The sequence below is a fragment of the Rhodopirellula sp. SH410 genome, assembly GCF_055811895.1.
The window spans coordinates 6271041-6287879 of sequence record NZ_CM147949.1 but is presented as its reverse complement, the minus strand read 5'-3'; the positions used below and the strand labels follow the sequence as shown (position 1 = coordinate 6287879).

Genomic DNA, 16839 nt, shown 5'->3' with positions numbered 1-16839 from the left:
TTGAATCTCCGCTTGCCTGAGCCCATGACCTTGAGTGATCCGTATCTACCGCCTGTTCTGCCGCCCGCGTCTGATGAGGCGACATCGGTCGATCCTGAATTCCGGGCCGTGGGGGAGCTTTTCGAGCGGATTCAAGCCGAAGTCGCGAAACTGTATGTCGGCCAAGACGAGTTGGTGCTCGGTACGTTGACCGCCTTGTTCGCGGGGGGGCACGTGCTAATCGAATCGGTGCCGGGGCTCGGCAAGACACTGTTCGTCCGCACGCTCGGCCGGATCTTGGGTTGCGAGTTCGGGCGGATTCAGTTCACCGCCGACCTGATGCCCTCGGATATCACTGGGGCACCGGTTTTCGATATGCAGAAAAGCGAGTTCCGCTTTCACCCTGGGCCCGTATTCACCCAGCTTCTGCTGGCCGATGAGATTAACCGTTCACCCGCCAAGACACATGCGGCGTTATTGGAGATCATGCAGGAATACAGCGTCACGATTGATGGCGTGACGCATCCGGTGCCGCGCCCCTTTCTCGTGCTCGCGACACAGAACCCGCTCGAGAGTGAAGGCACGTATAATCTGCCCGAGGCTCAGTTGGACCGATTCATGTTCAAATTGAACGTCGATTATCCGACGGCAATCGAGGAGACTGAGATTCTCAAGCTGCATTCACAGCAGGTTGATTTCAACAAGCGATTGGAGGAGGAGGTGAATCGCGTCATGAATCCGGAGCTGGTCAATCAAACGATCCAGACATGCAGCCGGGTGCGGATTGACGATCGCTTAGTCACCTACATCAGCTCGCTCGTGCGGGCAACCCGCGACTGGCCCGGATTCCATATCGGTGCCTCACCGCGAGCCGGGATTTCGCTGATGCAAGCCGCCCGAACGCTGGCCGCGTTTTCCTCTCGCGACTTCGCCGTTCCCGACGACGTCACACGCATCGCGCTGCCCGTCCTCCGCCATCGCGTCCAGCTCACTGCCGAAGCAGAGATCGAAGGCAAGCAGGTCGACGAAGAGCTGAGGGCAATGATGCGTGGCATCGAGGTGCCTCGTTCCTGAGTCGCAGCCGTCGCGTCCGAGATGCTGAAGTCAATGTTTTGACAGGAGCGCCTTTCTCGGGGAGCGTTCGTTCTCGCTCGTGCCTCTAAGCAACGCGGGATCAATAACTGGCGTAGAGGATCTTGTTAAAGATCCATCCAGAACAGGATCTTTCACAAGATCCTCTACGGTAAACCCGTCACTTATTGTTCCTGGTATCCTAACCCAACCGGTCAGTGGCGATGTGATAGTGAGGGTCTTCGCTGACGTTGATTTCGACCAAGTCGCCGGCCTTGTCGAGCAGTTTGCGGCATTCTTCGCTCAGGTGGGTCAGATGCAGCCGTTTGCCGGCGGCCAAATACTTTTCCGAAACCGTATTGATTGCTTCGATCGCCGATTGGTCGTAGACACGTGTGTAGTAGAAGTCGATGACGACATCATCGGGGTCTTCGGCGACACTGAACATGTCTTTGAATGAAGAGACGGAGGCAAAGAACAGCGGTCCGTGGAGTTGGTAGATCTTGCTGCCGAACTCATTGAATTTCACGTCGGTGGCAATGTGTGTGGCATGTTGCCACGCGAATACCAACGCGGACACGATTACACCGATGATGACAGCGGATGCGAGGTCGTGCATGATCACGGTATAGCCCGCGACGAGCACCATCACGAACATGTCGCTCCGGGGCATCCGGCGGAACATCTTGAGCGAGGCCCATTCAAAGGTACCGATCACGACCATGAACATCACGCCAACGAGCGCCGCCATGGGGATTTGTTCGATCCAGGGGGCGAGAAACAGCACGAAGGCGAGCAAGCAAACCGCAGCGGTGATACCAGAGAGTCGCCCGCGACCGCCCGAATTGACGTTAATCAGCGACTGGCCAATCATCGCACAGCCACCCATGCCGCCAAAGAAGCCACAGACTAGGTTCGCAACACCTTGGCCGACGCACTCACGATTGCCTTTGCCGCGTGTCTCGGTGATCTCGTCGATCAAAGTCAGCGTCATCAATGATTCGATCAGTCCAACGCCGCAGAGAATGATGGCATACGGAAAGATGATTCTGAGAGTTTCAAAGTTCAGGGGCGCCAAGACATGCTCGCCCATGAAGAAAGGCACTGGCAAACCGCCGCTGATGCCCGATTCAACTTCGGGAAGGGCTACTTTAGGCTGGGCAGCAGTGGGCGGTGTGAGGCGGTCGACACCGGACTGCATGGCGTCACCGATCGGCGCTGCTTGAGCACTGATCAGTGTCAGTGAACCGGCATGGGAGAGGGTTTCGGCATCCGTGTTCGCCGCGCTCTCGCGTCGGTCTTGGATGATCGCGGCCTGCGTATTCGTTTTGAGCATGTCGCCGACCGTCGCCAGCATATTCTGGCCACTGCTCGTCGCCATGGACTGGTTAATGGCAACCGACAGGAGGGTGACCGTCAGGATGGCCGCGAGTGAAGCCGGGACCGCCGTGGTTAGTTTCGGCAGCAGGTAAATGATCGCCATCGTCAGGACGACCAGCACTAGCATGATCGCCAGCGGGGTTCCGCTTAGGTAGACGAGATTACCGCTGTCCGAAAGTGTCTTGAAACTGCCCAGTTGGGCCATCCCAATCACAATGGCGAGCCCGTTGACGAACCCCAACATCACGCTGTGGGGCACCATCCGGATGAGTTTACCAAGACGGCCCACCCCCACGGCGATTTGTAACAATCCACACAGCATCACGGCAGGAAATAGGTACTCGACGCCGTTTTCATGAACCAACGCGACCACGACAACGGCCATCGCACCAGTCGCACCGGAAATCATCCCGGGGCGACCTCCCACCACTGCGGTAATCAGCCCAAGGAAAAACGCGGAATAGAGACCGACCAGGGGCGAGACGCCCGCGACGAATGCGAATGCAATGGCTTCGGGGACCAATGCCAAGGCGACCGTGAGCCCGGACAGGATATCGTTTTTGAAAGAGTTGGATTGATGACGGAAGAAATTCAGCATAGCGATTCAGCGAGGATTCTCGAAACTTATTAGTTTTGTAGCGGATATTAGCCGCCTGCTACGATCGGTCAACGTCGAATGACGCTTTCAATCATGGGTCACAAATTGCGTGAGACCCGCGCCGACCCGCGCAGCGTGCCGATGGCTTCCACTATCAATTGCCTGTGTGGCTGAGGGCACCGGCCCGCAGATATTGACGCGGCGTGCCAGAACGTCGCATGTCCGGGATGTTTTTTTGAGAATTTTTGTCGGGCTGCTTGACGATGATGCAAAACGCCGATATTTGCGGAATCGCCCCCTGCTCCCGGCCAATCCGGTTCTCCACGCAGCGTGGAGGATAGAGGAAGACGGGAATGATTTCTATCGCTGGGTACGAATATGTAAAATCCGAGCTGTGACCGAGTGTCGTGTTTGAGCAGACGGGGCGTGGCATCCTCATCCGGTCCGAGGATCGATCTGCTCGCTCGGGGGGCATCGTTCCGAGCTGCGAGAGCGAAACCGATCGCCGGCTTGCGCCACAATGTCTGAAACGGTACAAAGCACGTTGTCCTCTACCTGCCCCCAACCCACCTGCGGAGCCAAAACCATGACTGATCAACCCGCCAATCCAGCTCCCTCTGGACGACCAGCATCCACGCACGCCCCCTCAGCGGGAGGCCCGCCTCCAGGGGTGCGGCCGCATGCGTCTCTGCCCGAACCATCGATGATCCCCGAGCAGGGTTGGCATGTGGGGCATTTTTTCTACCGATTCCGCCGCGATCAACTCGACGCGCCATTGTCGCCTGAGGTCTGCGAGCAGTTCTGTGCGGCGCTCGCCCCGAGCGATGATCGTATGCCCGAGCGACTCGCATCTTATTGGACCAGTGGTCATGAAGCCGATTTCGGTGTCGTCGTGATGGATCCGCATCCTGGAAAAGTCGACGCGATTCATCAGTCGCTGCTCGCCCCGGGAATCGGTCGTTGGATCGAGCCGGTATGGTCGTTTACCTCGGTGAGTGAAGTCAGTGAGTATGTACCTTCGGTCGAGGCGTATCGCGATCGTTTGATCCGTCAGGGTGGCGAACCCGACTCGCCCGAACTGGCTGCGAAAGTCAGCGCCTATGAACGCCGCCTGCCGATGATGAACCGCAATCGCCTGCAACCCGACATTCCCGACTGGCCGGCAGCGTGCTTTTATCCGATGAACAAAAGCCGAGTACCAGGGGCGAACTGGTTTACCGAACCGTTCAGTTCACGCAACCAGATGATGGCCGAGCATGCTCAGAGCGGGATGGCATTCGCGGGCAAAGTCAGCCAACTGATTTCTGTTGGCGTCGGGCTGGATAATTGGGAGTGGATGGTCACGTTATGGGGGCGCAATCCTGAATACCTCAAAGAGATCGTCTACAAGATGCGATTTGACGAAGCGAGTGCCAAGTACGGCGAATTCGGGCCCTTCTTCGTCGGTTATCGCGCCGACGGCAAAGAAATCTTGGAACATTGCCGGATGGCGGGCTGAGCCCCGCATCGGATCATCAGTCACCAGATGCTGGGTTTCGGCAATCAATAATTCATTTGATGGGAACACAGCATCCGCCCTCCTCGGCCCCGTAGCGGGTGGCTTCTCCACCGCGGGCGGGTGAATCGATCCACTGCGTTTTTATTTCCGCCCGGCGGCTACTGTCGCTCCGCGACGGCTAGCAGGCTGTTGATTGAGCCGAATGCCGTGAGGCATCGGGTACCACCCGGCCGCTCACGCGACTCGGCTCAATCCATCCGCAGCCCGGCCAACGATTTCGCGCGGCAATATTGATCCGAATGCCGTGAGGCATCGGGTATCACCCGGCACCCGGCCGCTCACGCGACTCGGCTCAATCCATCCGCAGCCCGGCCAACGATTTCGCGCGGCAATATTGATCCGAATGCCGTGAGGCATCGGGTACCACCCGGCACCCGGCCGCTCACGCGACTCGGCTCATTCCATCCGCAGCCCGGCCAACGATTTCGCGCGGCAATATTGATCCGAATGCCGTGAGGCATCGGGTACCACCCGGCACCCGGCCGCTCACGCGACTCGGCTCAATCCATCCGCAGCCCGGTCAACGATTTCGCGCGGCAAAATTGATCCGAATGCCGTGAGGCATCGGGTACCACCCGGCACCCGGCACGCGGCCGCTCACGCGACTCGGCTCATTCCATCCGCAGCCCGGTCAACGATTTCGCGCGGCAATATTGAGCCGAATGCCGTGAGGCATCGGGTAGCACCCGGCACCCGGCCGCTCACGCGACTCGGCTCAATCCATCCGCAGCCCGGTCAACGATTTCGCGCGGCAATATTGATCCGAATGCCGTGAGGCATCGGGTACCACCCGGCACCCGGCACGCGGCCGCTCACGCGACTCGGCTCAAGAAATCAACCCGTCGCTAGTCGCGTTGCTGTTTTCCCACCTTCATCAGATAGCTTTCGCTGTGACTGTTGTATTGGGGAGCGTACATGGACTCGATCGTCGCGAGACCACTTTGATACCGACCTTTCAGCTGCACCCGGCTTCTCGACTCGAGCACGTAGGTACCCTTGGGCAAGTCATCGATGAAGAAGTGCTCGGCGGCGTCACGGGTGCTTTGGTAGTAACCCATTCCATCTTGCCAGCGATAGCCTGAGAGAACGTTGGTCGGTTCGGTGCCGCTGCCGCGAGAGTCTTTCAGATGAATGAACTCCATTGCCCGTGAGGTGCGAACGATCAGACGGGAGACAATCTCATCGCCGACTTTGATGGGCGAGCCATCGATATCCACGTTGTTGCCCGACTTTGATTCATCACCGTCGCCGGCCACGAGTCCTTTGACAATCGGACGTAGGACTTCGCCGCTCGGGGTACTGCGGACGACGAAGAGCTGTTTTTCAATCTCCAGCGGCGTGCCTTCATGTGGGGTCACGTCCTCAACATTCTGGAAGAACGACCAGTGCACACCGCCCCAAGCAATGCCCGGGGTGGTCTTGGTCACCGTGATCGAGCCCATCGCCGGTGTGATTTCCGCCGCGGTGAATCGCTGTTCATAAAAACCGGTTCCCGCTTCCACGTTCTGCTGCTCGACGGCTTGTTCGCCAACCTTCACGTCGACCAGTGTTTGGTCGGCGAGCAGATCGACGCCCCGCAATAGCAACGCGTAGACGGCATCCGCGGTGGCCTTGGTGGTTTCCCAGGAGCGAGTTTCCTTTTGGCGAAGCAGCCATGCCTTGCACGATTCCACAGCGGCTTGATTGTTGGCAACCTCATCGAACATTTCGATCATCATCGCCTGGGTTTCGATGTCGGCCTGGTACCAGAACCAACCACGCACTTCATCGTTCCAGTGCATGCCCGTGTCATCTGTCACACTGCGTTCATCCAATGATTTGACGATTCCAGCGGCGTCTGGGGCACGACCAAATCGCTTCAACGCTACCGCCACATGTGCTTCGCTCATACGAGGGAGAGTCAGCCAATGCTCGGCAGCTTGATCGAGCCAGTAATTCAGAGCCGGTTTCGCGTCAGCGGCAACGTCCGCGTCTTTGAGGAAGAAGCTGCGACCGTAGAGATACAGCGCAATCGTGTTCGACAGATGGTTGTGCTCGCGATCGCCCGGTTTGATGTCGTCATACATCTTCTTGGAAAAGGCATCCAAGTGAGCGAGTGCACGAATGGCGGGCGATGCATCGACATCCGCACCGAGGTGCCGCAGTCGACCGTAGCCCGTCGCGATGTAGAGGGTGATGAACGAGTTCGATCGGCCACCGGGGAACCACGGCCAACTGCCGTCGTCGGCTTGGACATCGGTCAGCCGCTGAGTCAGTCGTTGGACTTGATCGTTGACTCGGTTTTGATCAAACAGAATGCCCACGTTCCGGCGAGCCTCGGCTTCCGACTCGGCCTCGAGAACCCACGGTGTTTCCGTTAGCGCGATCGAAGAGAGTTCTTCGTTCTGTTGCAGTGGTGAGGCGAGCGCATCACGCGCGCGGTCAGATCCCTTGGACGGCAGCGGTTGATGACGCCAGGTATTGAACACGCGTTCGATGTTGGGATCCGACGTCGCGATGTGTCTCGCCAATAGGTTGGCGTAGAGTCGATTGAACGTCTGCTCGCTACATTCGTATGGGTAATCCATCAGGTACGGCAGCGCCATGACGGCGTACCAAGCTGGGTTTGAGGTCATCTGCACGGTCAGCGACTCACTGCGGATGGAGCTGGTTTTCGGGTCGAGGTCGGCGAGTTTCTCGAGCGTGAACGTCTTGGTCTCTTTACCGTCGATCGGCAGAGCGATTGATTCCTGAACCAGGATGCTGCGCGATAGAACGGGCAAGTACCCTTCCTCGCCGTCGGACAACCGGCCCGTCGAGCCGACGGCTTTGTACGTCAGGTAACCGATTCCATCTGGGACACGGATTGGCCAAGAGAACGATTGTGAGCGGCCAGCGGGAATCTCGAATGACTGACGCACGTGGACATTGTCGAGCTTATCGTCAACGCTGTCTCCGGTGCGGGCACTGGAGAACTGCAACGCGACGGTACCGCTCTGCACCGATGGCGATTGGTTGGTGACCTTCACCGTGATTTCGATTTCGTCGCCTTCACGCAGTACACGGGGCGGGTTGGGCTGGACCATCAGGTCCTTGCTGGTCACAGCGGTATCGCGGAGCACACCACCGGCGAGGTCCGCGGTATGTGCGAACCCAATGAACTGCCACCGCGTCAGGGCCTCGGGCATGGTAAAGTTCATCTTCACAACACCCTGGTCGTCAGCGATCAGTTCGGGGAAGAAGAACGCGGTCTCGTTGAGGTTTTTGCGGGGTGAGACATCCGAGAGGTCAACTTCTTTCTTGTCCGCTGGCGGTTCTCCTGCGGCACTGTCGCTGTCTTGCAATGCGAATGACTCGACGCTCTCTTCAGCAGTCGCCGCACTCCTGGACATCATCATCGGAGCAGCAGGCGGCATGGCTCCGTCGGCCATCATCATCATTGGCATCGCCCGACCGCCTTTTCTCATCATCCGGCCCCTAAAGGCAGCCTGGCCCTGCAGTTCCGGCGGGTACTGGCGATACGTCAGCTGACCGACTCCCGATCCATAGTGTTGCCCCGTTGAGATCTGTTGCAGGTGGTCCCAGCGGTTCTGGTCGTTGACGGACGTGTACGTGTTGTCGTGATAAAACAGCCCGAATCCACTTGGGAATCCGTGCGGCGTGAAGGCGTCCAGAGACGCGTCATAGAGTGTCGCGACCATTTCAGCGGCCCGTCGGATGGCAACTTCGCCATCACCAGTTGATGGACCCGATGGGTCTTCAATGACAGCGGTCCAGGTCTCTTGTTGACCAGGCTTGAGTTTGGAGACAAAGTGCTCCCAGCGAATCTTGAGTTCTTTGTTGGACCAGGGCACGTTGACGTGGGTGTCGTTGACGTACAAGCGGTTCTCGCGGGCCATCCATACCCGCACGTTGAACCCGCCCCGCATGGACTCGTCGATGTCCTGTTTGATTTCTATTTGGGTTTGGTTTTTCGGTGTCCAGAATCGTTGCAATGTTTTGCCACGATGCGTGACTTCGACGAGGGCGCGAGCGGAGTCGTAGCCGCTGCCCCAAACCGCTCGAAAGGTTTCGCCCGGTTCGTACGAGTTTTTCTCAACGGCGAACACGTTCGCGATCGCCAGTTCGCATTGGTCGGCATCCGGATCGATCACCTGCAACGGTAGGATGGCTGTGACGTTGTTGCCGGCTGCGTCGGATGCCGACAGCACGGCACGGAAGTTTCCCGCACCGAGTTCAACGTCGAAACGGGCACTGCCCGATTCGTCCGTGGTCAACTCGACCGTTTTGACGACTTTGTCGGTGGCCCAGGAGTTGGGTTCATCGGCGCGGACTTCGTCCTGTCCGGCATCGAGCTGACCGGGGTGGGCATCGATGCGGTCCCACGCAATCGAATTGTCGAGCCGTTTTCGGCCGATCTGATCAGGTTTTTTGAGTGAGTAGACGTCGACCTTGACTTTCGCTGAGACCGGGTCGCCCTGCAACGTTTTCGTTGCGACGTTCACTTCAATCGGTTTTGCGTCGGTTAACCAGCTTGTCTGCGATGTGCTCAGTGCGGCGTCCATCGTCGTGTACCCGACCAACACCGTGGTGGCCGCGTCGCGGGTCTCGCCCGTGGTATCGGTCACGTCCGCGGTGATTTCGTAGCGGAATTTGGGCTCGCTCTCGCGATCGACGGATTGGTCGGGGACCGCGTCGAACGTCACTGAAAACTTGCCGAGTTCGTCCGTCGTGGTCGTGCCTTCGGCGATCGTTTGCTCAGGGGCGGGCGAAGGCGGCATCCACCAACAGCGGAATCCCCACCAGGGCGGGAATTGTGTTTTGCGAACGACCCGGTAGCTAACCTTTGCACTATCGATCGGCGCCGAGGTGTATGCGGTTGCGTGCCCGGTGAGCGTGACGGGGTCGCCCAATCTCACAGGATCCGCGGGCGCGTCGATTTTGACTTCGAATTTGGGGCGTTTGTATTCTTCGACACGGATCGATGCGGAGCCACCGAAGGGGCCGGTCGTGCGGAGCACCATCTGGCCAGTCAAACCGCCGGTGGGAAGGTTGAAGCTCCCATGGCAACTGCCCAACTTGTTGGATTGATGTTTCGCGGTAGAAACAACTTTGCCGTTGGCGTCGAGCAATTCCACCGTGAGGGGTTCATCGGCGGAAACGTGGTACTGGTTGGTGGTTGGGTTCGAGCGAGTGGAGATGACTTTGTAACGCACGACTTGACCGGGGCGATAAATCGATCGGTCGGTAAAGAAGAAACTACGTGTGACGTCGTTGTCGTTGTTGTTTTGGTGGAAGCGATAGTTTGTGTAGGACTGGGACCACAACTGATCTTCGCCGCGCGTGGCCAAAAAGTTGACGTCGCGGAGTTCGTTGCTGTCGAATTCGAAACGCCCCCGCTCATCCGTTTGGAGAGTGGCTTGTTTGGCTGCGTCTTGGCGACCACGGTTGGTTTGTTGGCGTGCCCAGACGTCGATGGAAGCGCCGCTGACGGGATTGCCGCTACGTCCGTCGACGAGGTATCCGACAATGTCGCGATCTTTATGCTGAATTTCCACGATCATCGATAAACCAGTGACCCAAACGTCCGTCAGGGCGGTGAACCCTGCTTCGATGGGGAATTTTTCAGACGTGCTCGCAATCAGGTAGTAGGCACCGCGAGGTACGTTCACGTTGGCGGGCAGATGCTCCGTGCGATCACGAAAATCATTCGTGGCGGACAGTTCAGCCGACCAAGCGGCAAGGGGCTTTCTCGCCACCAAATCGAGCCGTTGACTCTGATTGAGATAGTTCGCTTGCTGGCCCGATTTCCGCAGCGATTCGTAGTCGAGTGCCACCAACCGAAAGTAGACGTTTGTGGTGTTGCGATACTTCACATCGATCTTGGCCAGGGCGGATTCATTCAGTTCCGGATTCCAGACTTGTTCGGTAGCGATCTGAATCGAAGGGGCTTCGATCTGCTCGATCAGCACGCGGCACTGAGTGGCACCAAAACTTTTGGGGTGGGCGTCGATTGCGGACTGAGCGATCGAGTGGGCGAGGACGAGATCGTCATTTTGCTGAGCGAGAGTGGCGAGATGAAACTGGGCTCGGGTCGAGATCGGACTCTTGCCATTGCGAACCACGAACGACTTCAGGGCTTCGCGATATCGGTCGTCGTCGACATCACCGACAGCGTGTGCGTGAGCGAATTCCAGGCGGTTTAGGTCGGTGTTGATCAACGCCGAGGAATCGTCGTCGCTGTTGTGGAAGGCGAGCCAGTTTTGATAGAGCGCTGTAGCTCGCCGCAGCGGGGAGTGGGCGTCTGCGTCAGGAATCTGCCAGGCGATGAACTGGTCGACATTTTCAAAAATCGGCGAGTCAGCAGCCAATTCAAAACGGTCGGCAGGGCCGGCGTAGGTGCTATTGGCATCGGTATAGAAATCAATCGTGTCAGCAACCACGAAATCGTAGAGCGTCGGGCGGTAATTGTCTGGGGCCGAGCCCTTGACGAGCAAGTCGTCGTAGTTGCCGATGGGTGTCTGCTGGAGCGTTTCCACACTGCCGTCCTCGGCGTTCAACGCCGCTTCGAACAAGGCCGCTGCTTGCGCGATGATGCGGTTGCGGGTCCACGTTGAGATGTCTTCAGCGGATTTGATCATGACCGGTGTGGCGGCATCGATCATCTGCGGATCGATCTCCGTGCGGTTCTGGAATCTCCATTGGTTTTGTTGGTAGAAGCTCCAGAACCAGTTGGCGAGAATGGCTTTCAGGACAGGCCGGGTCGAGGCGGGCGCGGTGTCCAGATCGGCTTGCAGTTTGACGATCCGGTGCACTTCGTCGCGGCCCTCGAGTTGCCCGTCGAGCGTGGCCCGGGTGGCGAGAAAGCGAACGACGAGTCCGTCATCCTTTCGCTCAATCGCAAGGGGAAGTTGTTTTTCGATTTCCTCGATGGCTGTCTTCGGCAATCCTGATTGGATCGCATCCTGGATCGGTTTCCAGCCGGATGGGTCCGGAGGCGGGGCAGCATTCGTGGTCATGAGCTGGGTGGGGGCGAGCAGAGCGAGGAGAAATGCGAGCGAAACGAAGGCGCCGATCAGACCACAACGAGCATTCATGGAAGACTTTTCACGGGGGAGACAAGATAGTGGAGGAGGTGCACACGGACATGTGCTTTCAAGATAACGATTCAGCGGCAAGTTCATTAGGCAGATTCGCAAGAAAAACATTTCCGAGGGGAGATGGCCCAGGGAAAGGAACCGCGGCCGAACGTTCTACGGTCAGAATTGTCGGCCGCGGAGCGGTCGACCGCATCTTCAGACGCAAATTCAGACCGTCCTGTTTCACGCGCTCCTGAAATCGCTTCATTCCCTTCGAGATCGTGGCGGGTAACGGACGGGGTGAACGTGGGTTCCCCTTTCGGCTCGGACTGATCTTGACACCGGTTGGAGAAAATCCGAATGCTGCGGAAGTTACGAAAGAAATCTTGAGTGATTCTTAAAAAAAACTCCAAAGTCTGATCCGGTGCCAAATTCAACCCTCGACAATCGCCCCCTGTTTTTTCGCTTGCCCATCGTGGAAGCAAGGTTGGTCGCCGTGTGCCTGCTGGCGATTCTGTGGCAAGCTAACGCGGTCGCTCAGGCCCCCGCAATGGACCCTTATGCGACGGGCGGCTACTCGGGTGGGACGACGAATGTCTTTGCGCCTCCAGCGACGTGGCTCGGCTCCCCGAGTTCGATGGGGTATTCAGGGTCAATGCAGCCGAGCGATCGGCTATGGTTCCGAGCGGAATATTTGTATTGGATGACCCAGGGCATGAACACGCCTCCTTTGGCCACGACCAGCCCCGCGGGGACACCCCAGGTCGAGGCAGGGATTCTCGGTTTTGATTCGACGAGTGTGCTGTTCGGTGGTACGGAAATCAACGGTGGATACACGGACGGTCTGCGGCTCAAGGGTGGGTTCTACTTCACGCCCTCGGCGGCGGTCGGCATCGAAGGTGAGTACTTCGGGCTCACCGACCAGAACGATGGATTTTCGGGCGGCAGCAGTTACGACATTCTCGCGAGGCCCTTTTTTGACATGACCAAGGACCGCGAAACCGCTCAGCTGATCAATTTCCCCAAGACCTTCGCCGGCAATTTGGCAATCACATCGTCGAGCAGCCTTCGCTCTGCGATGCTGGCGGGTCGCGCGTCGCTGTGTCCGACCTGCGGTGGAAACTGCACCTCGTGCAGCAACTCGGATCGGGTGGACTGGGTCGTCGGATACCGACATATGCAATTGGAAGATCAGTTGTCGATCTCCGAGTCGAGCGAATCGTTTGTTCCGGGGGCTCTGGGGACGGTGCAGTTGAACGATCAGTTCAACACCAAGAACGAGTTCAACGGGCTGCAGTTGGGAGTGGCCTACCAAGCCAATATGAAACGTGTCTGGTTGGAATCTCTACTCCGTGTCGCGGTCGGCCAGAACAAGCAATCCGTGGGGATCGGTGGTTCGACGTCACTGACTCAGTACGGCACCACCACGAATTACCCGGGAGGGCTACTCGCTCAGCAATTCAACTCCGGTTCGTTTGAGCGGAACCAGTTCACGATGATCCCCGAATTAGGACTGAACCTGGGCGTGCGAATTTTTGACTGGATGCATGCCACCGTTGGCTACACCGTCGTCTATCTGCCTGCGGTCGTTCGTGCCGGCGATCAAATCGATATGGACGTGAATACCAATCTGCTAGCACCACCGGTCACCCCGCTGACGGGATCACACCGTCCGCAGTTCCGATTTGTTGAAAGCGATTACTACGCCCATGGTCTGAGCCTCGGCATGCAACTGCAATTCTAAGCATGTGTAAGATGTCTCCGATGAGGCTACCACATTCCCCTTCGCTCGAACCAGTTGACGCGGATCGACGCATCGACGAGGTCTGGATCTGTGCGTCTCCCAAAGCTGGCCGCGGCCAGGGACGCCACGAAATCGATTTGCTCGTTGAAAACTTACGGGCTGCTTCGATCAGCGTGCACGTCACTCACAGCATCGCGGCGCTGCGTGACCGCGTCGCCGACGAATCTCGATCGACTCAGCGATTTGCAGTTGTCGCCGCGGGCGGCGATGGGACGCTCGCCTTGGTGGCGCAGAATCTGCCCAGCAAAATCCCAATCGTGCCGATGCCGATGGGAACGGAAAACTTGCTCGCACGGTACTTTGGGTATGCGTGTCGCGCCACAGCGGTGTTCGCTAGCATCGAGCGGAACGAACCGTTGGTGATCGATGCGGGATTGGCCAACGGACGATTATTCCTCGTGATGGTCTCGGCGGGGATGGATGCGGAGGTCGTTCGCGGCATGCATCTGACTCGCCGCGGTCACATCACGCGGTGGAGCTATGCCCGCCCCATTCTGCGAGCCATCGCGAAGTACGCCTATCCTTTGATCACATCTCGGGAAACGGCGGTTGATGGAAAAGAGTCCACCAGCTCGGCATGCTGGATGATGGCATTCAACCTGCCCCGCTACGGTGGTGGTTTGGACATCGAGCCAGGTGCCAAGAGTGATGATGGATTGCTCGACCGAATCGCGTTGCGGAAGGGGTTTTTGTGGAACGGACTGAACTACTTTTTGCGAATTCGGCTGGGTTGGCACTTAGGCCATCACGATGTGGCCCGCCGCCGGTTTCGGACAGCGGTTTGGACGTCGCCCACCCGGGTGCCATATCAGGTTGACGGCGATTACGCGGGACGACTTCCGGTGCAAATTGAGGTTTTGCCTGGCCGTGTGACACTTTTATCACCCCCCGTTGCCACCGGGCGATGACCGCAGCGATCCGGGTGGCGAAGCGATGACTCGCATGCCGCAGGGCATCGCGTAACGCGTTACACCCGACCGCTTAGACGACTCGGCTTAGGGGAGTTAATCGGTGCGCGGCCGCTGACGCGACTCGGCTCATCCCCACGACAGCCCGATTATCGAGAAACTCAAATTGGCGTGGATCGGCGGACGTCGTAGATCAGAGGCGACGAGTTGCCGTTGCGATACCGACGGCACCATTGGGAGGTTTCAGTGGCCGTGAAAATTACTTTGTTCGTTTGAAAGAGAATTCTTGCGGATGACTCTTTACTTCAACCGAACACAGGGAATAATCTTCACGATATCGACGAACATGGCTTTGAGCGTTGCTGACTCAGTTTGTCGACCTTTTCCCAGCAATCAAAAGACGCCCCTTCCCATCGGCCCAGTTTTTGCGTGTCGGTCAAAGTCTTATCCATCGCGTGATGGACAGATGAGATTGGCTCGTAGCACTGCGATGACGAAGTTCGGCGCTATTTAAAAACCACTCATGGATCAGCTGCTGGACTGCAGCATGGTCATTGGATCTGTCGCGCATACGTCGCTCGGTTTTCCCCATATGCCTATGTAGGCAATCGTCGAGCGACCAGGTTTCTCCTCAAATTGTAAGAGAACGGTCAGTGAACGGCTTGGTAGCATTGGTGGCAGTCGCCGCCATCGTTGGTTCGGTAGCCCTTTTAGAAGCGTGGTGGTACCACCGCCAACTCAAGAAAATTCCGTATCGAATTCACGTCAATGGAACCCGTGGCAAGTCGTCGGTGACGCGACTGATCGCTGCAGGATTGCGGGCAGGTGGGATACGCACCTGCGCCAAAACCACCGGAACGCTGGCGAGAATGATTTTCGATGACGGGCGTGAGTTGCCGATTTTCCGGCCGGATCGCGCCAACGTGATCGAGCAAAAACGGATCGTCAAAACCGCGGTTGCTGAGGGTGCCGAAGCGCTCGTGATCGAGTGCATGGCGCTGCAGCCGTTGTTGCAATCGGTTTGCGAGTTGAAGCTGGTTCGCTCGACGCACGGTGTGATTACCAATGCTCGGGCCGATCACCTTGATGTCATGGGGCCCACGAGGCTGGATGTGGCTCGGGCGCTCTCGGCGACGGTGCCGGTCGGTGGGACGCTGTTGACGGCTGAAGACCGTGCCGACTCGCTGCAGGTGATGGAGGAAGCGTGTGCCGACCGTGGTTCGACACTGACGAACATGACGGCCGCCGATTCCGCTGCGATCACGCCGGAGGAACTCGCTCAGTTTTCATACCTGGAGCATGCTGAGAACGTCGCCCTGTCGCTCGCCGTCTGTGCGCAGTTGGGCGTCGCTCGGCACGTGGCACTGCAGGGGATGTGGGCCGCCGAGCCTGACCCCGGTGCGATGCGTGTCCACCAGCAAACCGTGCGGGGTGACTCGTGGCACTTTGTCAATGCATTCGCCGCGAATGATCCTGAGTCGACGACTCGCATCTGGGATGCCGCCTATGACTACTTCCCCGGTGTGACACGCCGCGTCTTGGTGATGAATTGCCGTGTTGACCGCATCGACCGCTCGGTGACGATGGCCAATGCCTGTGTCGACTGGCGAGCCTATGACCGGGTCGTGATCATCGGTTCGGGAACGGATGTCTTCCTGCGGCGACTGCTCAAGGGGGGCATCGACCAAAATCGGATACTTTGCCTGGGCAACGCCATGGGTGATGAAGTCGTCACGATGCTGTTGGAGTCGTTTGCGGCCGAGGCGGCCAAACGTGCACCCGCTCGTGATGAGGCGATGGCGACCACGGCGGTTGCTCAACGCTCAGGTGCGGACATGCTGCTAATGGGCGTCGGGAATATTGCTGGCCCGGGAATGGCATTGGCAGATTTTTTCGAGCAGAAGGAAGGTTGGGAACGCTACGAATCGCCTGCATCAGCCCCCGCTCGTGTATTGGAGATGGTCTGAAATGGAATGGCTCGCCCTGTCAATTGGAATTGGTTTGGTCGTTAGTTTGCTGTTTACCGAGGCGTTCGGGCTGAGCGTTGGCGGGATGATTGTGCCGGGTTACTTGGCGCTCTCGTTCGATCAACCGCTGACAGTCATCGCAACGATTCTGGCAGCCTTGCTGACGGCATGGTTAGTCCATGAGATTGATCGCTATGCGATCTTGTTCGGCCGTCGCCGCGTGGTGTTGACCATGGTGTTTGGGTTTGCGGTCGCGGCCACGCTGCGGGGGGCCCTCGAGATGGTGTGGCCGAGCATCAGCATGTCGCTGGTGGGCGGCACGGCTGGCGATCCAGCGAGTTCGCTGGCGTGGATGCATAGCATGACTGTGATCGGCTTCGTGATCCCTGGGCTGGTCGCTTTGTGGATCGCCCGCAGCGGTGTTGTGCAAACACTCTCACCGCTCATCATCGCAACCTCACTGGTGTATCTGACGCTTGTTGCCTTGGGGGTCACCCACTTGGCCTGATGCCCCCG

Annotated in this window: 8 protein-coding genes; 6 read left to right on the top strand and 2 right to left on the bottom strand. The window is 58.1% G+C overall.

The window, feature by feature from the left end:
* Positions 1-24: 24 nt before the first annotated feature.
* Positions 25-1053, top strand: coding sequence for an AAA family ATPase (locus SH410x_RS23080; protein WP_473671129.1), 1029 nt, complete (start codon positions 25-27; stop codon positions 1051-1053).
* A 199-nt stretch (positions 1054-1252) separates the two neighbouring features.
* On the opposite strand, the gene SH410x_RS23075 is transcribed toward SH410x_RS23080, so the two are convergent.
* The gene (locus SH410x_RS23075) at positions 1253-3028 is read right to left on the bottom strand and encodes a SulP family inorganic anion transporter (protein WP_473671127.1); all 1776 of its coding nucleotides are present in this window, start codon (positions 3026-3028) and stop codon (positions 1253-1255) included.
* A gap of 688 nt (positions 3029-3716) precedes the next feature.
* On the opposite strand from SH410x_RS23075, the gene hemQ reads away from it, so the two are divergent.
* Complete coding sequence (hemQ, locus tag SH410x_RS23070) at positions 3717-4526, top strand: hydrogen peroxide-dependent heme synthase (protein WP_473677378.1); 810 nt, start codon at positions 3717-3719, stop codon at positions 4524-4526.
* A 905-nt stretch (positions 4527-5431) separates the two neighbouring features.
* Here hemQ and SH410x_RS23065 read toward each other — a convergent pair.
* The gene (locus SH410x_RS23065; protein ID WP_473671125.1) at positions 5432-11662 is read right to left on the bottom strand and encodes an alpha-2-macroglobulin family protein; all 6231 of its coding nucleotides are present in this window, start codon (positions 11660-11662) and stop codon (positions 5432-5434) included.
* 406 nt (positions 11663-12068) lie between these two features.
* On the opposite strand from SH410x_RS23065, the gene SH410x_RS23060 reads away from it, so the two are divergent.
* The 4 genes from SH410x_RS23060 (at position 12069) to pgsC (ending at position 16831) form a co-directional block, all read left to right on the top strand.
* Positions 12069-13388 (top strand): BBP7 family outer membrane beta-barrel protein, encoded by a 1320-nt coding sequence (locus SH410x_RS23060; protein WP_473671123.1) that lies wholly within the window; start codon positions 12069-12071, stop codon positions 13386-13388.
* Between the two features lie 20 nt (positions 13389-13408).
* Positions 13409-14356 (top strand): diacylglycerol/lipid kinase family protein, encoded by a 948-nt coding sequence (locus SH410x_RS23055; RefSeq protein ID WP_473671121.1) that lies wholly within the window; start codon positions 13409-13411, stop codon positions 14354-14356.
* Positions 14357-15009: 653 nt separating this feature from the next.
* Complete coding sequence (gene pgsB / locus SH410x_RS23050) at positions 15010-16323, top strand: poly-gamma-glutamate synthase PgsB (RefSeq protein WP_473671119.1); 1314 nt, start codon at positions 15010-15012, stop codon at positions 16321-16323.
* Between the two features lies 1 nt (position 16324).
* On the top strand, positions 16325-16831 hold the full coding sequence (gene pgsC, locus SH410x_RS23045; RefSeq protein WP_473671117.1) for a poly-gamma-glutamate biosynthesis protein PgsC: 507 nt from the start codon (positions 16325-16327) through the stop codon (positions 16829-16831).
* Positions 16832-16839 lie beyond the last annotated feature (8 nt).